The sequence below is a fragment of the Rhodopseudomonas parapalustris genome (genome assembly GCF_053772255.1).
This window is the reverse complement of sequence record NZ_JAMKBZ010000017.1, coordinates 98,501-119,490: the sequence shown is the minus strand read 5'-3', so window position 1 is coordinate 119,490 and position 20,990 is coordinate 98,501. Positions and strand designations below refer to the sequence as shown.

17 protein-coding genes are annotated in these 20,990 nt (G+C 66.9%); 13 read left to right on the top strand and 4 right to left on the bottom strand.

The window, feature by feature from the left end; all coding sequences use genetic code 11:
• Positions 1-57 precede the first annotated feature (57 nt).
• The 4 genes from M9H71_RS16090 to M9H71_RS16075 all read right to left on the bottom strand — a co-directional run bounded on the left by M9H71_RS16090 (position 58) and on the right by M9H71_RS16075 (position 6,144).
• Complete coding sequence (locus M9H71_RS16090; protein ID WP_455405965.1) at positions 58-543, bottom strand: redoxin family protein; 486 nt, start codon at positions 541-543, stop codon at positions 58-60.
• 243 nt (positions 544-786) lie between these two features.
• Positions 787-2,478, bottom strand: a complete 1,692-nt coding sequence (locus tag M9H71_RS16085; RefSeq protein ID WP_455405964.1) for a long-chain-fatty-acid--CoA ligase — start codon at positions 2,476-2,478, stop codon at positions 787-789.
• A 272-nt stretch (positions 2,479-2,750) separates the two neighbouring features.
• Positions 2,751-4,175, bottom strand: coding sequence for a serine hydrolase (locus M9H71_RS16080; RefSeq protein WP_455405963.1), 1,425 nt, complete (start codon positions 4,173-4,175; stop codon positions 2,751-2,753).
• Positions 4,176-4,344: 169 nt separating this feature from the next.
• Positions 4,345-6,144 carry a glucan ABC transporter ATP-binding protein/ permease gene (locus M9H71_RS16075; RefSeq protein ID WP_455405962.1) on the bottom strand — a complete coding sequence of 600 codons (1,800 nt, stop codon included), beginning with the start codon at positions 6,142-6,144 and terminating at the stop codon, positions 4,345-4,347.
• 443 nt (positions 6,145-6,587) lie between these two features.
• On the opposite strand from M9H71_RS16075, the gene M9H71_RS16070 reads away from it, so the two are divergent.
• From M9H71_RS16070 to M9H71_RS16010, 13 genes are read left to right on the top strand one after another with little or no spacing between them, the layout of a single operon-like run.
• The gene (locus tag M9H71_RS16070) at positions 6,588-6,977 is read left to right on the top strand and encodes an NADH-quinone oxidoreductase subunit A (RefSeq protein ID WP_114359460.1); all 390 of its coding nucleotides are present in this window, start codon (positions 6,588-6,590) and stop codon (positions 6,975-6,977) included.
• A complete protein-coding gene (locus M9H71_RS16065) occupies positions 6,974-7,600 on the top strand; it encodes a NuoB/complex I 20 kDa subunit family protein (protein WP_110786314.1) in 627 nt (208 codons plus the stop codon). The genes M9H71_RS16070 and M9H71_RS16065 overlap by 4 nt, the downstream gene beginning before the upstream one ends.
• On the top strand, positions 7,597-9,342 hold the full coding sequence (nuoC, locus tag M9H71_RS16060; protein ID WP_455405961.1) for an NADH-quinone oxidoreductase subunit C/D: 1,746 nt from the start codon (positions 7,597-7,599) through the stop codon (positions 9,340-9,342). Before M9H71_RS16065 ends, nuoC begins: the two co-directional genes overlap by 4 nt.
• Entirely contained in the window at positions 9,339-9,827 is a 489-nt protein-coding gene (gene nuoE, locus M9H71_RS16055; RefSeq protein WP_455405960.1) for an NADH-quinone oxidoreductase subunit NuoE, read from the top strand. Before nuoC ends, nuoE begins: the two co-directional genes overlap by 4 nt.
• Positions 9,824-11,110, top strand: coding sequence for a complex I 51 kDa subunit family protein (locus M9H71_RS16050; RefSeq protein WP_455405959.1), 1,287 nt, complete (start codon positions 9,824-9,826; stop codon positions 11,108-11,110). Before nuoE ends, M9H71_RS16050 begins: the two co-directional genes overlap by 4 nt.
• Positions 11,107-13,740 carry an NADH-quinone oxidoreductase subunit NuoG gene (nuoG, locus tag M9H71_RS16045; protein ID WP_455405958.1) on the top strand — a complete coding sequence of 878 codons (2,634 nt, stop codon included), beginning with the start codon at positions 11,107-11,109 and terminating at the stop codon, positions 13,738-13,740. The genes M9H71_RS16050 and nuoG overlap by 4 nt, the downstream gene beginning before the upstream one ends.
• Entirely contained in the window at positions 13,737-14,696 is a 960-nt protein-coding gene (gene nuoH, locus M9H71_RS16040) for an NADH-quinone oxidoreductase subunit NuoH (protein ID WP_455405957.1), read from the top strand. The genes nuoG and nuoH overlap by 4 nt, the downstream gene beginning before the upstream one ends.
• Positions 14,693-15,214, top strand: a complete 522-nt coding sequence (nuoI, locus tag M9H71_RS16035; RefSeq protein WP_455405956.1) for an NADH-quinone oxidoreductase subunit NuoI — start codon at positions 14,693-14,695, stop codon at positions 15,212-15,214. The genes nuoH and nuoI overlap by 4 nt, the downstream gene beginning before the upstream one ends.
• Positions 15,211-15,717 (top strand): NADH-quinone oxidoreductase subunit J family protein, encoded by a 507-nt coding sequence (locus M9H71_RS16030; RefSeq protein WP_455405955.1) that lies wholly within the window; start codon positions 15,211-15,213, stop codon positions 15,715-15,717. Before nuoI ends, M9H71_RS16030 begins: the two co-directional genes overlap by 4 nt.
• Positions 15,714-16,022: an NADH-quinone oxidoreductase subunit NuoK gene (gene nuoK / locus M9H71_RS16025; RefSeq protein ID WP_455405954.1), complete on the top strand. Its 309-nt coding sequence runs from the start codon at positions 15,714-15,716 to the stop codon at positions 16,020-16,022. The genes M9H71_RS16030 and nuoK overlap by 4 nt, the downstream gene beginning before the upstream one ends.
• 2 nt (positions 16,023-16,024) lie before the next feature.
• Positions 16,025-18,094 carry an NADH-quinone oxidoreductase subunit 5 family protein gene (locus tag M9H71_RS16020; protein ID WP_455405953.1) on the top strand — a complete coding sequence of 690 codons (2,070 nt, stop codon included), beginning with the start codon at positions 16,025-16,027 and terminating at the stop codon, positions 18,092-18,094.
• Positions 18,085-19,527, top strand: coding sequence for a complex I subunit 4 family protein (locus tag M9H71_RS16015; protein WP_455405952.1), 1,443 nt, complete (start codon positions 18,085-18,087; stop codon positions 19,525-19,527). The genes M9H71_RS16020 and M9H71_RS16015 overlap by 10 nt, the downstream gene beginning before the upstream one ends.
• Positions 19,528-19,537: 10 nt before the next feature.
• The gene (locus M9H71_RS16010) at positions 19,538-20,902 is read left to right on the top strand and encodes an NADH-quinone oxidoreductase subunit N (RefSeq protein ID WP_455405951.1); all 1,365 of its coding nucleotides are present in this window, start codon (positions 19,538-19,540) and stop codon (positions 20,900-20,902) included.
• Positions 20,903-20,990 lie beyond the last annotated feature (88 nt).

Below are 20,990 nucleotides of genomic sequence, written 5' to 3'. Positions count from 1 at the left end.
GAACAACAAGCCGGGCGATGACGTTGGTCGTTGGGACGAAGTGTGCCCGCAATCAGCTCACAACTGCCCGAGCAGCGTGTCGCCGCCGGAGACTTCGACCTTGCCGGGGTTGGGCTCGAGGTTGAGCGTCTTCACAACGGCGTCTTCGATCAGCATCGAATAGCGCAGCGAGCGGGTGCCGAGGCCGAAGCCCGAGCCGTCCATTTCCATGCCGATCGCCTTGGTGAATTCGGCGTTGCCGTCGGCGAGGAAGACCGCTTCGTCGCGCTGGTCGGTGTCGCGCTTCCAGGCGTTCATCACGAACGCGTCGTTGACCGAGACGATCGCGATGGTGTCGACGCCCTTGTCCTTCATCGCATAGGCATTGAGGAAGATGCTCGGGAGGTGCATCTTGTGGCAGGTCCCGGTGTAAGCGCCCGGAACGGCGAACAGCGCCACCTTCTTGCCCTTGAAAATGTCGTCGGTGCTCTTCACCTGAACGCCGTCCGCGGTCATCACGCGAAACTGGACGTCGGGCAGCCGGTCGCCAACCTTGATGGTCATCTTCATCTCTCCCTGTTGTGCGAGTGGTTTCTAGCCCGCGCGCATGACAGTGACAATATTGCCGGGCTGGGCGTGCCGTTGTGCTGGTGACGGGCGATGCTATTCCGCGCACAATGCCGTCATTCCGGGGCGCTCGCGCCAGTGAGCGAACCCGGAATCCGAAACGGGCACGATAACTGCGGGATTCCGGGTTCGCAGCCTGACGGCCGCGCCCCGGAATGACGTGGAGAGGAGAGCAGGCGTTTACGCCGCCGCCTGATTGCTCTTCTTCTCGTCGCGCAGTTCGCGGCGCAGGATCTTGCCGACGTTGGTTTTTGGCAGCGTGGTGCGGAACTCGATCTGTCGTGGCACTTTGTAGTTGGTCAGTTCGCCGTGGCAGAACTTGATGATGTCCTCGGCCGTGACGTCCGGGTCCTTCTTCACCACGAACGCCTTGACCGCCTCGCCGGTGCGCTGGTCGGGCACGCCGATCACCGCGCATTCCAGCACGCCGGGGTGGCTCGCGACCACTTCCTCGACCTCGTTCGGATAGACGTTGAAGCCCGAGACCAGGATCATGTCCTTCTTGCGGTCCACGATCTTGGTGAAGCCGTCCGGCGACATGATGCCGATGTCGCCGGTCCGGAAGAAGCCGTCGGCGGTCATCACCAGCGCGGTCTCGTCGGGGCGATTCCAGTAGCCGGACATCACCTGCGGGCCCTTGGCGCAGATTTCGCCAGCGGTGCCGAACGGCACTTCCTTGCCCTCTTCGTCACGGATCGACAGTTCGGTCGACGGCATCGGAAGCCCGATGGTGCCGTTGAACTCGGTCACGGTCGCCGGGTTGCAGGTCAGCACCGGCGCGGTCTCGGAGAGGCCGTAGCCTTCGGCGATCGGGCAGCCGGTCAGCTTCAGCCAGGCTTCCGCGACCGGACGTTGCACCGCCATGCCGCCGCCGTTGGAGATCTTCAGCTTGGAGAAGTCGACCTTGTCGAAGCCCGGCGCGTGCAGCAGGCCGTTGTACAGCGTGTTGACGGCCGGGAAGCTGTTGACCTGATACTTCATCAGTTCCTTGATAAAACCTGGGATGTCGCGCGGGTTCGGGATCAAAAGGTTGACGCCGCCGGCGCGCATGCCCAGCAGGTAGCACGCGGTCAGTGCGAAGATGTGATACAGCGGCAGCGCGCAGACGATGAACAACTGGTCGACGTGCGGCGGCTTGGCCAGCGCCGGCTGCAGCCAGGCATCGTTCTGCAGCACGTTCGCCACCACATTGCGATGCAGCAGCGTCGCGCCCTTCGATACGCCGGTCGTGCCGCCGGTGTATTGCAGGAAAGCGACGCTCTCGGGACCGATCGCCGGCTTGGTGAACTTCTGGCCACGGCCGGCCGACACCGCGTCGTTGAACGAGACCGCGCCGGGCAGCGAAAACGCCGGCACCATCTTCTTCACTTTGCGGACCACCAGATTGACGATCATGCCCTTGAAGCCGAGCATGTCGCCCATCGTACCGACGATGATGTGCTTGACCGGAGTGCGGGCGACCACCTGCTCGACGGTGTGGGCGAAGTTCTCCAAGACGATGATGGCTTCCGCGCCGGAATCCTTGAGCTGGTGCTCGAGCTCGCGCGGGGTGTAGAGCGGGTTGACGTTGACCACCGCGAAACCGGCGCGCAGCACTGCGGCGATCGCCACCGGATATTGCAGCACGTTCGGCATCATCAGCGCGACGCGCGCGCCCTTCTGCAGACCCTTGCCCTGCAGGTAGGCGCCGAGCGCCACCGACATCTCGTCCAGCTCGCGATAGGTAATCGCCTTGTCCATGCAGATGAAGGCTTTGCGATCGCTGAACTTACGGAAGCTCTCCTCGAACAGGTCGACCAGCGATGGGTACAGCGTCACGTCGATCTCGGCCGGGACTCCCGGCGGGTAGTGCTTGAGCCAAGTCCGCTCCATGGTGTGTTCCTCGTGTCGCCAGCACGAAGCGCACCGCTCCGTGCATTATGATTGTCGCATATTGGTCGGAGACGGCGAATTGGCCGAAAGACGTCGCGCTTGATTTGCTGCATTGCAAAATAACTGCGCGAAAACTGCGTCCAACCTCCCGTTTGGCGGAGTATTGAGCTAAGCCAAGACTGAACGCAAGCGACCGCACGCCGCAGCGAGGCGCCATCCTCGGCAGCCGCGTAGCGACCGAGTGATAGCCGCCGCGCTTCGCTGCGGAGAGGTCAGGATTTCGGTTTGGTCTCGCCGGTTGCGCTCTTCGGCGCCGGCTTCGACGTGGCCTTCGGCTTCGGCTTCGGCTTGGACGTAGATGGCTTCTCGCCGGTCGCGTGCGTCTTGGCGGTGCCGTGCTTGGCTCCGCTCGGTTTGGCGGCCGGCTTGTTGGTATCGACGATCACTGCGGTGCGCGGCTTCGGCTTCTTCGCCGCGGCATCCTTGTCGGCACTCGATTCCTGGCCGGCGGTCTCGGTCTCTTTCTTCTTTGCGCCCCGTCGGACTTTCTTCTTGGCTGGCTTGGCGGCGTGCTGTTCGGCGTCGCTGCTTTCGGCGGCGATCAGCGCAGCGCCGCTCCGCGTCGGTCCGGTATAGACCACGACCGGCTGGACCGGTTCGGGTTCAGCGGCGATCATGTCGGCCGGCCTCAGCGCCGGCGGCTGGAACATCGACATCACCGGATTGCCCGACAGCGCGTTGGCGACGGTCTCGTCCTCGTCGCTGGCCGGGCGCTTGCGCTTCGGCCCGCACATCTCGTCACGCAGATCCGGCGGGGCGGCGGCGATCGGTGCGAGATTGTCGACGGTGCCGAGCGACGGCGTCAGCCAGGCGAGGGTGTTGGTCGAGAAGCCGCGCTCCAACAGTTGCGCCGCCTTCACGGCGCGGTCCGTTCCGGAATTGGCGCCGAGCACCACGGCGATCAGACGGCGACCATTACGCGTGGCGCTCGCCACGAGGTTGTAGCCCGAGGCGCAGATGAAGCCTGTCTTAAATCCGTCGGCGCCTGGATAGCGGCCGATCAGCTTGTTGAAGTTCCGGGTCACCCGCTTGCCGAAGCGGATCGCTGGAATGTGGACGTAATATTCGTATTCGGGCAGGTCGCGGATGATGGCGCGGGCGAGGATCGCCAAGTCGCGCGCCGAGGTCACCTGCTCGTCGGCCGGCAGACCGTTGGGATTGACGTAGTGTGTCTGCGTCATCCCGAGCCGCGCCGCGGTGTCGTTCATCATCTCCGAGAAACCGTCGATCGAACCGCCGACGCCTTCGGCCAGCACCACGGCCATGTCGTTGGCCGACTTCACCATCATCATCTTCAGCGCGTTGTCGACGGTGACCTGGGTGCCGGCGCGGAAGCCCATCTTCGAGGGCGATTGCGCAGCCGCGATCGATGACACCGTCAGCAGAGAGTCGGTCGTGAGCCGGCCCTGCTTCACCGCCTGCAGCGTCACGTACAGCGTCATCAGTTTGGTGACGGACGCCGGATGCCACGGGTAGGTGGCGTTCTCGGCTTGCAGAACCTTTCCGGTGTCGGCCTCGACCAACAACAGCGCTTCGGCGTTCGCCACCCGCGGCAGCACGGTGAGTGACAGCAGCGCCGCCACGACGATGGTGAAAAACGAGGATGAACGGCGAGGCTGTGCGGTGATGAAAGGCACGTTCCGATTCCGGTCCTGTGAGTTCCGTCGCGCCGACGAGATCGCGGCACGGTGAAGTTCGGGTTTTCAGGCGGTGGCCCCAGCAAACCCGACCCTATACCGGCTCGCGCCCGCAGAACAGGGCTTGGGCCCCGGTAATCGGTGACGAAAGGGGCTGAAATTCGACCGGTCAGCTTTGGGCGTCGACAGCGGCGCTCATGGCCGAGCGGGCGTTCTCCTGCACCATGAACTGCGCCCGCGCCAATTGCGCGAATGCCCCGCCAAGGCTCACCAGTTCATCGAACGTTCCGCTTTCGATCACTTTGCCGTTCTCGAACACCAGAATACGGGTGGCGTCCCGGATGGTGGACAGCCGGTGTGCGATCACGAAGGTTGTGCGTCCCTTCATCACCTCGTCGAGCGCGAGGTTGAGCTTGGCTTCAGTGACGGCATCGAGCGCCGAGGTGGCTTCGTCGAGGATCAGGATCGGCGGGTCCTTGAGCAGCGCACGCGCGATCGACAGCCGCTGCCTTTCCCCGCCGGACAGCATACGGCCGCGTTCGCCGGCATTGGTGTCGAACTTGTGGTCGCTGCGCTCGATGAACTCCAGCGCTTGCGCGCGCTCCGCGGCGAGGCGTAGCTCGTCGAGCGTGGCGTCCGGCTTGCCGATCCGCAGATTGTCGGCGATCGAGCGGTCGAACAGCAGCGCTTCTTGAAATACGACCCCGATGTTCCGGCGCAGCGACGCCAGCGTCAGGCCGCGAATGTCCATGCCGTCGACCTTGATCAGGCCGGACTGCGGATCGAATGCGCGGTGCAGCAGCGCGATCGCCGTTGACTTGCCGGCGCCGGTGGCGCCGACCAGCGCGATGGTGTCTCCCGGCAATGCGGTGAAACTCAGATCCTCCACCGCCGGCCGCTTGCCGTCATAGGAGAACGACACGTTCTGAAACTCGACCAGGCCGGACAGCCGGCCGGGGTCGATCGCGTCGGGACGGTCGCGCACCGCCGGCACAGCATCGAGCACGTCGATGAACTCGCGCAGCCGCGGCGCTTCCATCAACACGTTGTTGATGAAGTTCACCACCTGCTCGAGGCGCTGGATCAGCAACGAAGCGAACGAGACGAACATCACGATCTCGCCGACGCTGGTGAGTCCCTGCTGGTTGAGATAGATGCCGAGCGTGAAGATCGACAGCACGGTGATGGTGGTCGAGGCGCGGGTGATCACGGTGACCAGCGCCCACCACGACAGCACCGGCATCTGTGCCGCGAGCAGCCGGCCCGAGACGTTGCGCAGGCCCTGAACTTCGGCGTCGACGCGAACGAAGCTCTGCACCAGCGCGACGTTGCCGAGCGCGTCGGACGCCCGCGCCGACAGGTCGCTGTATTGCGCTTCGACTTCGCCCTGCATGCCGTAGGTCTTGTGCACCACCAGCGTGGTCAGCACCGTGAACACCACGCACAGCACGAACAGCAGGATCGCCAGCCGCCAGTTGATGTACAGCGACAGCGGCAGCAGCACGACGAGCGACAGGATCGCGGCGAAATGCTCGCGGAAGAAGCCGAGCCACATCCGCCACAGCGCGTCGGTGCCTTGCAGCATCACCTTCATCAGTCGGCCCGAATGGGTGCCGGTGTGAAAGCTGATCGGCAGTTGCAGGATGTGTTCGAAATAACTGGTCAACACCGTCTGGCGTTGCCGATGCGACAGCCGGTCGGCCTGCAGCGCGACGATCGCCGAGCATAGAATGGTGAACAGCCCGAAGCAGGCCCAGGCGGCCAGCAGCGGCCAAGGCGAGCGCGTTTCCGGCACCAGCGCGCCGGTGGCGAGATTGCCGCTCATCACGTCGACGATGCGGCCGAACAGCACCGGCTCGGCGAATTGCGCGGTGGCGAGCAGCAGATTGGCGATCGCCAGGACCCAACCGAGCCGCGCCTCCCTGCCGAGCAGTTGCAGCACCCGGGTGTAGAGACCAATCAATGACATCGGCAGGGCCCAAAACGGAACAATTATGGTTAGATCATTTCCGAGCCGGGCGAAATCCGTCCGCGCATCTGTCCACGCGTCGTTTTGCGGGACGTTGCGGGCGTTCTGCACATCTCGGTCCGCGCAGCCGTTCCGGAGGCGGCGCTTCGTTGCTATCGTCCGCGAACGTGGCAACGTGCCGCATCTTGGCGACGGCAGCGATTCGCGGCGCTGCGAGAAGCACGCAAAACACCGCCCGAGCGGGCTTTTCGTCGGTGCCTTGGCGGTTTCAAGTACAGGAAATCACGAGCGGAATCTCACGTTGTCGTGGTCGCAGACTTGATCGGCGTCAACCAGCCTTGACGGGTCGGGTGGCATGGTGACGATAGTTACAACCAGACTTCCATACCCCACGTCGGATCGTTTCGTGATCCGCTCTTCCGCTGTTTGTTGGAGCCTTGCCGGTGGGTGATCTGACCCTTCCGATCAATTCGGGCGCCGCACTCGCTATCCACGTCGCGTTGTCGGCCGGGATCGTTGCGGCGATCATCGTGGTTGCGGCCTGGCTGCGCGAGAAGCGCTCCGGTGCGCGGCCCGACGTGCCTTACGAAGGCGGCGTGCTGCCGGCGCAGCCGCAGCAGGGGCCGTTGAATGCGCCGTACTTCTTGATCGCCGCGCTGTTCGTGATCTTCGACATGGAAGCCGCGATCCTGTTCGCCTGGGCGGTCGCCGCGCGCGACACCGGCTGGCTCGGCCTGATCGAGGCGGCGGTGTTCATCGGCGTGCTGCTGCTGGCGCTGGTGTATCTGTGGCTCGATGGCGCGCTCGACTGGGTCAAGGGGCGGCGCCGATGACGACGACGCCGCAACATCCGGGCATGCCGGGCGAACAGCGTTCTGTTGAAGAACATATGGCGCTGTCGAGCCTGTTCACCACGCTCGAAGACCTCACCGCCTGGTCGCGCAAGCACAGCCTGTGGCCGTTCAATTTCGGGCTGTCGTGCTGCTACGTCGAACAGGTCACGGTGCTGACACCGGTCTACGATCAGGCGCGGTTCGGCGCCGAGGTGATCCGCGCTTCGCCGCGTCAGGCCGATCTCCTCGTCGTGTCCGGCACCGTGTTTCACAAGATGGCTGCGCCGCTGCTGCGCCTGTACGAACAGATGCGCGCGCCGCGTTGGGTGATCGCGATGGGCGCCTGCGCCTGTTCGGGCGGCATGTACGATATCTATTCGGTGGTGCAGGGGGTCGACCGCTTCATTCCGGTCGACGTCTACATTCCCGGCTGCCCGCCGCGCCCCGAGGCGGTGCTCGATGCGCTGATCATGCTGCAGCAGCAGGTCGGCAGCGAGCGGCGTCCGCTCGGCGTCACCGTCGGCAACACCGCCGGCCTCGGTTTCGATGCGCCGCGCCGGCGCGACCAGCGCCGCGACGAACGTATGGCGCAGACCCTGCTCGATCCGCCGGAGTCATTGTGAGCGCATCCGAACTCGTCACCGAGCTCAGCGCGCGCTTCAAGGATGCGGTGCTGGGCGAGCAAGTTACTGCCGATCGGTTTCCGACCGTGTGGCTTCGGCCGGACGCGACGATCGACGTGCATCGCTTCCTGAGGCAGGAGATCGACCGGCCGTTCAGGATGCTGGTCGACCTGTGGGCGATCGACGAGACCGCGCGTAAGCATCGCGAAGGCCTGCCGCCGTCAGGCATCACCATCGCCAGTCATCTGATGTCGCACGAGCGCAATGCCGACATCCGGATCAAGATCGCGCTCGATGCCGAGTATCCGCGCGCCAAGTCGATCGGCACGGTGTTTCCCAACGCGCCGTGGTACGAGCGCGAAGCCTACGACATGTTCGGCGTCGAGTTCGAAGCCCAGCCGCATTCGCTGCGCATCCTGCTGCCGCCGGGCTGGGAAGGCCACCCGATGCGCAAGACCCAGCCGGGTCGCGCCACCGAGCGGCCGCTGTTCAACATGACCGCGTCGCTGTTCGACGCCAAGGAACACGCGCTCGCCGCCGATCCGGAGAAGTTCGGCCTGCCGACGCATCGCGACGGCGTCGAGCTGATGATCTTGAACTACGGGCCGCATTCGATGGCGACCCACGGCGTGTTCCGAATCGTGCTGGCGCTCGACGGTGAAGAGATCGTCGCGGCGCGGCCCGATATCGGCTTCCATCATCGCGGCGCCGAGAAGATGGCCGAGCGCCAGACCTGGCACAACTTCCTGCCCTATACCGACCGGGTCGATTATCTCGGCGGAGTGATGGGCGAGATGCCGTACCTGCAGGCGGTCGAGAAAGCCTGTGGCATCAAGGTGCCGGACCGCGCGCTTACGGTGCGGATCATGCTGTCGGAAATGTTCCGCATCATGAATCACCTGTTGTTCTACGGCACCATGGCGCAGGATACGGGTGCGATGTCGCCGGTGTTCTACATGTTCACCGACCGCGAGCGCGGCTACCGGGTGATCGAGTCGATCACCGGCGCCCGGATGCATCCGGGCTTCTTCCGCATCGGTGGCCTGTCGATGGATCTGCCGGAGGGTTGGGACCGGCTGGTGCGCGAATTCCTCGACTGGATGCCGTCGCGGCTCGACGACTACGAGGGCATGGTGCTGCGCAACGAGATCTTTCGCGCGCGGACCAAGGGCATTGCGGCCTACGACACCGCGATGGCGCTGGACTGGGGCGTCACCGGTCCGGGCCTGCGCGCCACCGGCTATGCCTGGGATGTGCGCAAGGCGCGGCCCTATGCGGGCTTCGAGAATTTCGACTTCGAGATTCCGGTCGGCCACACGGGCGATTGCTACGACCGCACGGTGGTGCGGGTCGAAGAGATCCGGCAATCGCTGAAGATCATCCGGCAGTGCGTCGACAACATGCCGTCCGGTCCGATCAAGGCCGATCATCCGCTGACGACGCCGCCGCCGCGCGAGCGGATGCTGCACGACATCGAGACCATGATCCATCACTTCGTCAGCACGAGCTGGGGTCCGGTGCTGCCGCCGGGCGAATACACCGGCCAGGTCGAGACCGTGCGCGGCCTGACGCAGTTCGCGCTGATTTCGGACGGCGAGCCGTCGAGCTATCGCACCCGGATTCGCACGCCGTCGTTCGCGCATCTGCAGATGATTTCCGCGGTCGCCCCCGGCATGATGGTGGCCGATCTCGTCGCCTATCTCGGCAGCATTGACTACGTGATGTCGGACGTCGACCGATGAGCCTCAGTCCCGCCCTCAAGACTGCGATTCAGCACGCTGCCGCCACCCATGGCGGCGCGAAGGCTGCGATGGTGGAAGCGCTGAAGTTGGTGCAGGAAGCCGAAGGTTGGGTGTCCGACGTCCACCTGAAGGAAGCCGCCGACGTGCTCGGCGTCACGCCTGCCGAGATCGACGCGCTCGCGACCTTCTACAGCCAGATCTTCCGCTCGCCGGTCGGCGACACCGTGATCCTGCTTTGCGACGGGCTGAGCTGCTATCTGTGCGGCGGCGATGCGGTGCGCGATGCGGTGATGAGCAAGCTCGGCATCGGCTTTGGCGAAACCACGCCGGACGGCAAGTTCACCCTGATCAACATCTGCTGCGTCGGCGGCTGCGATCGTGCCCCGGTGGCGCTGGTCGGCCCGGAGCGCAAACTGGTCGGCCCGTTGACGCCGGACGATCTCGACGCGCTGATCGGCGGCGCTGTAGTGGGAGGCCAGCCATGAGCGACAAGCCGCTCACCGGCCGCGCGCGTGCCGACCGTCAGCCGCACAGCCTTGCCGCCTGGCGCGGGCTCGGCGGCTACGCGGCGCTGTCGCTCGCGCTCAAGCGCCACAGCCCGGAAGCGATCATCGCGATGGTCGAGGCCGCGGGCCTGCGCGGCCGCGGCGGCGCCGGCTTCCCGACCGCCAACAAATGGCGCTTCATGCGCACTGGCAGCGAGAAGGCCGGTCCAGGCGCGCGCTACCTCTGCGTCAACGGCGACGAGACCGAGCCGGGCTCGTTCAAGGACCGGCTGCTGATGGAGGCGCTGCCGCATCAGCTGATCGAGGGCGCGACCATCGCGGCTTACGCGACCGGCGCCACCGAAGTGATCATCCTGGTCCGCGACGAGTATCGCGCCGCTGCTGCTGCGCTGAGCCGCGCAATTGCCGAAGCGGAAGCGAGCGGCCTGCTCGGACGCGACATTCTCGGCTCCGGCTTCGACCTGACGATGCGGGTCCACGCCTCGGCGGGCCGTTACATCGTCGGCGAAGAGACCGCACTGATCGCCGCGATCGAGGGCGAGCGTCCGGTGCCGCGGCATAGGCCGCCTTATCCTGCGGTCAGCGGCCTGTGGGGACGGCCGACCACGGTCAACAATGTCGAGACACTGTCGTCGGTGCCGTCGATCATCGAGAACGGCGCCGACTGGTATCGGTCGCTGTCGTTCACCGACGAAGGCGGCACCAAGCTGTACGGCATCTCCGGCTGCGTCGAGCGCCCGCAACTGATCGAAGCGCCGATGGGTTCGACCGCGCGTGAGCTGCTGCATCGTGCCGGCGGCGTCCGCAATGGCCGTGCGCTGCTGGCATTCCAGCCCGGCGGCGGCGCCACCGCGTTCTTCGAGAAGGCCGAGCTCGACGTGCCGCTCGATTTCACAAGCACGAAGAAGGCCGGCAGTTCGCTCGGCACCGGCGCGCTGATTGTGCTCGATGATCGCGCCTGTCCGGTGGCGGCGATCGGGCGTCATATGCGGTTCTATGCGCGCGAGAGCTGCGGGCTGTGCACGCCGTGCCGCGACGGTCTGCCGTGGGTGTCGAAGCTGCTCGATACGCTCGAAGCCGGCAAGGGCACGCGCGCCGACATCGACCTGCTGCACCAGCACGTCGCGCTGTCCGGCCCGTCGGGCCGCTCCTATTGCGATCTCAACACCGGCGCGCTGACGCCGCTGCGCAGCGGTCTCGAACGCTTCGGCGATATCTTCACGGCCCACCTCCAGGGCTTCTGTCCGGTGGGCCGCGCATGACCAAGAAGAAGATCGAGATCGACGGCCGCGTCATCGAAGCCAAGGACGGCGAGGATCTGCTGTCGGCGTGTCTGACCCATGGCATCGACGTGCCGTATTTCTGCTGGCACGGCGCGCTCGGCTCGGTCGGCGCCTGCCGTCAGTGTGCCGTGAAAGTCTATGACGGTCCGGACGACAAGGAAGGCCGCATCGTCATGAGCTGCATGACGCCGGTCGCCGATGTCGAGCGGGTGTCGGTGTCCGATCCGGAAGCTGTGGCGTTCCGCGCCCAGGTGATCGAGTGGCTGATGGTCAACCATCCGCACGATTGCCCGGTGTGCGAGGAGGCCGGCTCCTGCCATCTGCAGGACATGACGATCGCCACCGGCCACATCGATCGCCGCTACAAATTCACCAAGCGCACCCATCGCAATCAGGATCTCGGGCCGCTGGTGACGCACGAGATGAACCGCTGCATCGCCTGCTATCGCTGCACCCGGTTCTATCGCGACTATGCGGGCGGCCGCGATCTCGACGCGTTCGGCGCCCACGACAACGTGTATTTCGGCCGTGCCGAGGATGGTCCGCTGGAAAGCCCGTTCGCCGGCAATCTCGCCGAAGTGTGTCCGACCGGCGTGTTCAACGACAAAGGCTGGTCGCGCGATTACGCGCGCAAATGGGACATGCGGGCGACGCCGTCGATCTGCCCGCATTGCTCGCTCGGTTGCAACATCCTGGTCGACCAGCGTGACGGCCGGGTGAAGCGGGTGCAGAACCGTTACCACGGCGCGCTCAACGGCTACTTCATCTGCGACCGCGGTCGCTACGGGCCGCTGCACGTCGTCTCCCAGCATCGGCTGCGGCAGCCGTTGATCGATGGGATGCCCGCCAGCGAGCACGACGCCGCCTCGGCCGCGCATGCGATCGTCGCCGAAGGCGCAATCGGGATCGGTTCGCCGCGTGCCTCGCTGGAAGCCAACTACGCGCTGCAGCGTCTGGTCGGGCCGGAGCGGTTCTTCGCCGGCGTGTCCGATGTCGAAGCAGGGCTGGTGCGCCGCATCCTCGAGATCCTCCGCGCCGGCCCGGCCAAGATCGCGTCGCTGCACGAGGTCGAGCACGCCGATGCCGTACTGGTGCTCGGGGAAAATCTCACCGGCACCGCGCCGCGACTGGCGCTGGCGCTGCGGCAGACAGCACGGGGCGCCGAGCGGGAGCTCGCCGCGCAGAAGGGCGTGCACGCCTTCCTCGATCCGGCGGTCCGCACCGCCGGCGAGGGGCGCCGCTCGCCGATCATGCTGGCGACGCCGCTGCCTGATGCGCTCGACGATCTCGCCACGCTGTCGCTGCGGCTCGATCCGCAAGGCGTCGCCGCGTTCGGCGGCAGCGTTGCGTCTGCGCTCGGCGCAGGCCCCGCCGGCTTGGTCGAGGAGCATTCTGAAGCGGCGCGGGTCGCCGAGATTCTGGCGAACGCCGAGCGGCCGCTGATCGTCGCCGGCTGTGCCCTGATGTCGGCCGAGATTATCGAGACGGCTGCGCGCATCGTTGCGGCGCTCGGCACGAAAGCGCGGATCGTTCTGCTGGCGCCGGAAGCCAACAGCATCGGGCTGGCTCTGCTCGGCGGTGACGGCCTCGACAGCGCTGCCGCTCTGCTCGAACGCGGCGGTGCCAAGACCGCGATCGTGCTCGAGAACGATCTGTTCGACCGCGCGCCGCGCGCTAGTGTCGAGCGGCTGTTTGCCGCCGCAAAGGGCGTGGTCGCGCTGGACTCGATGGCCAATGAGACCACGGCGCGCGCGGCGGTTGCGCTGCCGGTGGCGCCGTTCACCGAAGCGACCGGCACCTTCGTCAATTATGAAGGCCGCGCACAACGCTTCTTCGCCGCGGTGGCGCCGCAGGAGTCCGCACCGGCGAGCTGGCGCCGGCTCGATGCGTTCGGCGCCGGCGACTGGCACGGGCTCGATGCACTGATCGGCGATCTGATCGTCGAGCGTCCCGATCTCGTGGCGGTGGCCGACGCGGCGCCGGGCGAAGACTTCGGAATGGCCGACGGCAAGGTCACTCGCGCACCGCGGCCTTACACCGGCCGCACCGCCGACGATCGCGCCGGACAATTCGCCGATGCGGTGATCCCGGTCGATCAGGATGGACCGCTGACCTTCGGCATCAAGGGCGCGCGTGGCACCGCGGTGCCGACGCCGCTGATCACCAGCTACAAGACCTCCGGCCTGCATTCGGCCAACAACGTCACGCGCTTCCTGGAAGAAGTCGGCGGTCCGCTGCGCGGCGGCGATCCCGGCACCTTGCTGATCAAGCCGGGCGAAGCGTCTCTGCCGGACGCCGTGTCGCAACGGGGTGAGGCCGGCGAGGGACTGTGGCTGATCCCGCTGCACGACGCCTTCACCGGCGGCGAGCTGAGCCGCGCCAGTGCGCTACTTGCTGCGCGCCGGCCGGCGCCGCGCCTGCTGCTGCATCCAGACGATGCGGCGCTTCATGGTTTCCGTGACGGCGCCGCGGTGCAGGTCGACGGCAATCCCTGCGCGCCGGTGGTGACGCTCGACGCAACGGTGCCGCGCGGCACTGTGGTGATCAGCGCCGGCTCGTGCCAGCCGCGCGGTCCGCTGCGCCGGGTCAAGGTCGAGGCGGCGCCATGATCGGGATGATCATCACCGCCACCATCTCGGTCGCGCTCATCATGGCGCTGCTGGTGCTCGCCGGCACGTTCACCTGGGTCGAGCGGCGGCTGCTCGGCTTCGTGCAGGAGCGCTACGGGCCGAACCGCGTCGGTCCGTTCGGGGCGCTGCAATGGGTCGCCGACACGGTGAAGATCCTCACCAAGGAGGATCGGCCGCCGCCGGGCGCCGACAAGCTGCTTTACATCCTGGCGCCGGCCGTCGCCGCGACGCCGGTGCTTGCCGGCTTCGGCGTGGTGGCGATCGGTGACGGCTGGGCGCTGTCCTCGGTCGATGTCGGACTGTTGTTCCTGCTGGGCATGCTGGGGCTGACGGCTTATGCCGCCGTGCTCGGCGCCTGGGCGTCGAACAACCGGTTCTCGCTGCTCGGCGGCATGCGCGCCGCGGCGCAGATGCTGGCCTATGAGGTGTTCCTCGGCTTGTCGCTGATGGGCGTGGTGATGATCGCCGGCTCGTTCTCGATGACCGAGATCGTCGAGGCGCAGCGCGGCGCCTGGTTCGTGCTGGTGCAGCCGCTCGGCGCGGCGCTGTTCACCATCGCCGGCGTCGCCGCGGCGCACCGGCTGCCGTTCGACCTGCCGGAATCCGAGAACGACCTCGTGGCCGGCTTCATCACCGAATACACCGGCATGTCGTTCGGCCTGTTCTTCCTCGGCGAATATCTCGCGGTGCTGCTGGTGTCGGCGCTGGCGGTGGCGCTGTTCTTCGGCGGCTGGCTCGGGCCGTGGCTGCCGGGCCCGATTTGGTTCGGGCTGAAGACGGCGGTGATCGCCGTGGCGTTCGTTTGGCTGCGCGCGACCTTGCCGCGACCGCGCTACGATCAGTTGCTCGGCTTCGCCTGGAAAGTGGCGCTGCCGCTGTCGCTGCTCAATCTGATGCTGACCGGCATCGTCGTCGTGGCGAGGAGTGCGTCATGATCGGATTCGGATGGCTCGAAGCCCTCTTGCGGGTCGGCCGCAAGCTGTTCGTCAAGCCGGAGACCCAGCTCTATCCGGAAGAAAAGCCGAAGCTGTATCCGCGCGCCCGCGGTCGTATCGTGCTGACCCGCGATCCGGACGGCGAGGAGCGCTGCGTCGCCTGCAATCTGTGCGCGACGGTGTGCCCGGTCGGCTGCATCGATCTGGCAAAAGCGGTGGCCGATGACGGCCGCTGGTATCCGGAATATTTCCGCGTCAACTTCGCCCGCTGTATTTTCTGCGGCTTCTGCGAGGATGCCTGCCCGACCGCGGCGATCCAGCTCACGCCGGACTACGAATTGTCGGAATGGCGCCGCGACGCGTTGGTGTACGAGAAGCACGACCTGTTGATCTCCGGCGAAGGCAAGGTGCGGGGCTATCGCTACTGGTCGTTCGCCGGCAAGGCGATCCCGGGCAAGGACAAGGGTGAGGCCGAGCACGAGGCGCCGCCGGTGAACCTGAAGGGGCTGCTGCCATGAGTTCGCTGCTTGCGATCTATGCCGGCGCCTTCGCGCTGATCTCGGCGGCGCTGTCGGTGACGCGGCCGAATGCGGTGCATGCGCTGCTGTATCTGGTGGTGACGCTGCTGGCGCTGGCGGTGTGCTTCTTCGCGCTCGGCGCCGCGTTCGCCGCGGTGCTGCTGATCATGATCTATGCCGGCGCCATCGTGGTGCTGTTCGTGTTCGTCGTGATGACGCTGCCGATCTCGCCGGAAGCGATCACGCGGGAGCGCGCGCTGCTGCGCAGCGCCTGGCCGTTGCCGTTGTTGATGTCGGTGCTGATTGTCGCGCCGTTCGTGTTCGGCGAATTCGGTCTCCCCGCGGCCGGCGAGCCCGCGCCGGTGTCGGCGCAGGCGGTCGGCAAGCTGCTGTTCGGGCCGTGGGCGCTGGCGGTCGAACTGGCCTCGCTGTTGCTGCTCGCCGGCCTGATCGGCGTCCGCCACATCGGTCGCAACGACCGCAGCCCGAGGAGCGGATCATGACCGGCTCCGATCTGATCGCCATTATGATCCTCGCCGCCGGCCTGTTCGCGGTCGGTGTGTTCGGGGTGCTGGCGCGCCGCGGTATGCTGTTTCAGCTCGTCGCGCTGGAAGTCGCGCTCAGCGGCCCGGCGCTCGGCTTCATCGCGGCCGGCGCCTATCACGCCGATTCGGAAGGGCAGGGGATGTTCATCCTGGTGCTGACCCTCGCCGCGGCCGAAGTTGCGGTCGGGCTGGCGCTGTTCCTGCGCCTGCGCCGTCTCACTGGCACCGACGACAGCGATGCCATCAGCGGACTGAAGGGGTGAGCATGGCGCATCTGCTTCCCTTCGTCCCTGTCCCGGCGCTGCTCGGCTTCGTGCTGCTGTCGCTGATCCCGGCGCCGCTGTCGCGCGCCGCGGTGATCGCGCTCGGCGTCGGCGCTGCGGTGCTGCCGGCGATCCTGTTCTTCCCGGTCGCGCTGTCCTGCATCGAGGGCGTCTGCGTCGCCGGCGCGGCGGTGCCGATCCTGTCGATCGATACCGGTGTGTTCGTCGCGCAGATCGCGATGTCGATGGATCCGCTCAGCATGGTCACCGGCGGCACCGTGGTGCTGGTCGGTGCGCTGGTGCTGATCTATTCCGGCGCCTACATGGCGTCCGAGCCGCTGCCGGATCTGCGTCGCTTCTTCGCGGTGATGAACCTGTTCCTGGCCGGGATGCTGGCGGTGGTGTTCGCCGCCGACGTCATCCTGCTGTTCCTGGGGTGGGAAACCATCGGCCTGTGCAGCTTCATGCTGATCGCGTTCTACGACAAGCTGCCGAAGGCGGTGGCGTCGGGACGCAAGGCGCTGATCACCACCCGCGTCGCTGACAGCCTGCTACTCGCCGGCTTGATGATGCTGTTCCTGAACGCCGGCACCACGCGGCTCGACGGCATGCTGGCGGCGGTGCCGGGAATTGATCCATGGCGGCTGGCACCGATCGCCGGGTTGATCGCGCTCGGTGCGCTCGGCAAGTCGGCGCAGTTTCCGTTCCATACCTGGCTGCCGAGCGCGATGGCGGGCCCGACGCCGGTGTCGGCGCTGCTGCATTCGGCCACCATGGTGGCGGCTGGCGTGATCCTGCTGGCGCGGCTGGCGCCGCTGTTCGCCGCCGCGCCGGAAATCTCCGCCATGGTGGCGATGCTCGGCATCCTCACCGCGGCGCTCGGTGCGCTGGTGGCGCTGATCCAGACCGACGTCAAGAAGTTGCTGGCGTTCTCGACCATGAGCCAGATCGGCTTCATGGTGCTGGCGCTCGGGCTTGGCGCGCCTGCGGTGGCGCTGTCGCACTTCGCCATCCACGCCGTGTTCAAGTCGCTGCTGTTCCTCAGCGCCGGTGTAATGAGCCACGCCGCCGGCGGTTCGACCGCAATCGAGTCCCTGCGCGGCTCGCGCTATCGCCAGCCGCTGGCGTTCTGGAGCTTCGCCGTCGGCGCTGCGTCGCTCGCCGGCCTGCCGGTGATCACGGCCGGCTGGTACTCCAAGGAAGCAGTGCTCGCCGCAGTGTGGAGCAGCGGGCCGTGGGGCGTGCCGCTGTGGCTGCTCGCCGCCACCGCGGCGGTGCTGACCGGCGCCTATGCGTTCCGCGTGGTGTTCGTCGCCGCGAGCCAGACCGCGGATCTTGCCGCGCCGCCATGGGGTGGTCTCGCCGTGGTGGTGCCGCTGTCGGTGCTGACCTTCGTTGCCGTGGTCGGCGGAATCTCGGTCGGCGCGCTGATCAGTTTCGCCGGTGGCGCGCCCGAGCACATTCCGTTGGTGCCGGCGCTGCTCGGCGCGGCTGCGCCGATCCTCGGCGTGATCCTGGCGCGATGGCTGGTCAGGCATCCGCAAGAGCTGCAGCGGCTTACGGACCGGATGCGGCACATGCGCATCTTCCGCATCGAGGTGCTATACTACTATTACTTCGTCCGGCGCTTTCGCCGCATCGCCGCGGTGCTCGGCAACGCCGAAGGCACCGAGGCCGTGGCCGACGCCGTTGCGCTGCGGCGCGAAGGCGTCGACGTGCCCGGGCTCGTCACCGACGATCCGCTCGGTCGTGGCGCCAGCCAGGTTCGCGGCATTCGCACCGACCTGATCACCCGCGCGACCGATGGTCAGACGCCGGTGGTGCGGATGGTGGCCGGCGATCCGGTGGGGCGGCTGCTGATCGTCGTGGCGCGGCTGTTCGTCGGGTTCTTCGTGGCGCGGTTCAATCCAGACCGGATCGATCGCGCCTGGATGGGCTTGGCCGGTGGTGCCGGTCACGCCTGGGCGCTGGCGCGGCGCACGCAGACCGGCCGCGTCCGCGATCACTCGTTGTGGATCGCGCTCGGTTGCGCGGGACTTCTGTTGTTTGCCTGGGGGACGTCATGGCGCTGATTGCGCTCATCCTGCTGCCTGCTATCGGCGGCCTCGTCGCATTCTTCGTCGCCGGCAAGGGCGAACGCGAGCGCTGGGTCACGATCGCGACCTTCGCGCTGATGCTGGTGCTGCTGGTCGCGGTGGTCGCCACCGGAGCCGATGGCCGCTGGTACGACAAGGTGTCGTATCCCTGGGTGCCCTCGTTCGGCATCTCGCTGGAGTTCGCGATCGACGGCCTGTCGGCGACGATGATCGCGCTCGCAGCCGGTCTCGGCATCATCTCGGTGATGGCGTCGTGGAGTGAGATCCGCACCCAGTCGGGCCTATTCCACGCCAGCCTGTGCTGGACGGTGGCGGCCACCGTCGGCGTGTTCCTGTCGTTCGACCTGCTGATCTTCGCGTTCTTCTGGGAAGCGATGCTGGTGCCGGCGTTTACGCTGATCGCGGTGTGGGGCCATGGCGACAAGGAAGGCGCTGCGCTGAAATTCCTGATCTTCAACGCGGCTGCGGGCTTCGGTCTGCTGGCGGCATCGTTTGCGCTGGCGGCGATGGCCGATCACATGACCTTCAGCGCCTTCGAACTCGCCGAGATGAAGCTCTCGACCCACGTTCAGGTGTGGATGCTGCTCGGCTTCTCGCTCGCCTTCATGGTCAAGCTGTCGGTGCCGCCGTTCCATGCCTGGTTGCCGGAGGCGCACACGCTGGCGCCGACCGCGGGCTCGATCCTGCTCGCTGGCCTTTTGCTGAAGACCGGCGCCTATGGGCTGTTCCGGTTCGCCCCGATGCTGTTTCCGGACGGCCTCGCCGCGGTGGCACCTTACGGCATTGCGCTCGGCGCTGCCGGCGCGCTGTATGGCGGCCTCGTCGCTTGCGGCCAGAACGATGCCAAACGGCTGGTCGCCTATACGTCGATCGCCCACATGTCGATCGTGCTGATGGGTATCTCTGCCGGCGTCCACTACGCGCTTGCGGGTGCGGCAGTCGAGATGATCGCGCACTCGTTCTCGGCCTCGGCGCTGTTCCTGCTGATCGGCGCGCTGTACGAGCGCACGCATACCCGCGACCTGCGCCAGCTCGGCGGCCTGCAGCAGACCGCGCCGAAATTCGCCGCGGCGTTCGCGCTGTTCTGCTCGGCGCTGCTGGCGCTGCCCGGCACCGCCAACTTCGTCGGCGAGGCGCTGGTGGTGGTCGGCATCTTCCAGGTCAACTGGGTGTTTGCGCTGCTGGCGCTGTCGACCCTGATCGTCTCGGTGATCTACGCCACGCGTCTGCTCAAGGGACTGGTGTTCGGCCTGCCGCAGCCGAAGCCACCGCTCGCCGACATGACCTGGCGCGAGTATTGGCCGATCCTGGTGATGGGCATCGGTACGTTGATCGTCGGCCTCTATCCGCAGAGCCTGCTGGCGCTGCTGGAGCCGGCGATCAAGGCCGCGCTGATCCACACGCCGTGATCGCCGCGCCATGACCGCAGCCCAATTCGCCGCGCTCTTGCCGCTCGTGGTGCTGGCCATCGCCGCCGTCGCGGCAATGATGCTGGTGCCGCTGGCGCGGCTGCAGATCGTGCAGGCTTCCGCGGCGGTCGGGCTCGCGCTCGCCGCCGCGGTCGTGCTGCTGCGGATCGGCGCGCCGGCAGCGCCGATGGGGGCGCTGTTCACCGACGACGGGCCGGCGCGCTTCGGCATCGTGTTCGCGTGCCTGGTGTCGCTCGGCGCGCTGGTGTTTCTGCGCACCGGCCACCCTGCCAAGGAGGCGCCGTCGCTCTTGGTGCTGGTGGCGATCGGTGCCGCGACCTTGGCCGGCGCCGGCCACGCCGCGACGCTGTTTCTCGGCGTCGAGATCCTCAGCCTGTCGCTGATCGCGCTGTTCGCGTTCCGCCTGACGCGGCAGGGGCTGGAGGCGGCCTACAAGTTTCTGGTGATGAGCGGGCTGGCCTCCTCCGCGCTGCTGCTCGGCATCGCGCTGATCTTCGCCGAAACCGGCGCGCTCGATTTCGCCGGCTGGGGCGGCCGCGGCGCGCTCACCGCGCTCGGCACCGCCCTGTTGCTCGCCGGCCTTGCCTTCAAATTCTCGCTCGTGCCGTTCCACATGTGGACGCCGGACGCGTTCGAGGCCGCCCCTGCGAGCGCTGCGGCGCTGGCCGGCGTGGTGTCGAAATCGGCCGTGGCGATTGTGATCCTGCGGCTGGCGCTCACCGCGCATCTGCCGGAGCCGGTGTGGAGCCAAGGTCTCGCCGCGCTCGGCGGCGCCTCGGTGCTGATCGGCAATCTGTTGGCACTGCGGCAGCCGCAACTGCCGCGGATGCTCGGCTATTCGACGATCGCGCATTCCGGCTACATCGCGCTGATCATCGCCTCCGGCACGCCGCATGCCGGCGAGGCGGTGCTGTTCTATCTGGCGATCTATGCGCCGGCGATGCTCGGCGCGCTGTGCGTCTCCGCCGCGCTCGGTCACGCGCCGACGCTGCCGGATCTGCACGGGCTGATGCAGCGTCGGCCGCTGGAAGCAGTCGCGCTGTCGCTGTCGCTATTGTCACTTGCCGGCCTACCGGCAGCCGGCGGCTTCATCGCCAAGCTGTTCCTGCTGCGCGTTCTGATCGACGGCGGGCTGTGGGTGCTGGTCGGGATCGTGGTCGCCGGCTCGTCGCTCGGCTTCTTCTACTACGCCAAGTTCTTCACAGCGCCGTTCGTCGGCCACACGCACGACGAGTCCCAGCCGCTGCCGCAGCTCGATCGCGGCCTGTTGATCGTCTGCATCGCCCTGATCGTGATCTTCGGCGTCGCGCCGGCCGGCCTGATGAACGTCGTCACTGTGACGATGGCGCCGTAGGGTGGGTTAGCGCGGAGCGCGTAACCCACCGATCTACGTTTCGTCGAAAGCTGGTGGGTTACGGCGCGAGTGCGCCTAACCCACCCTA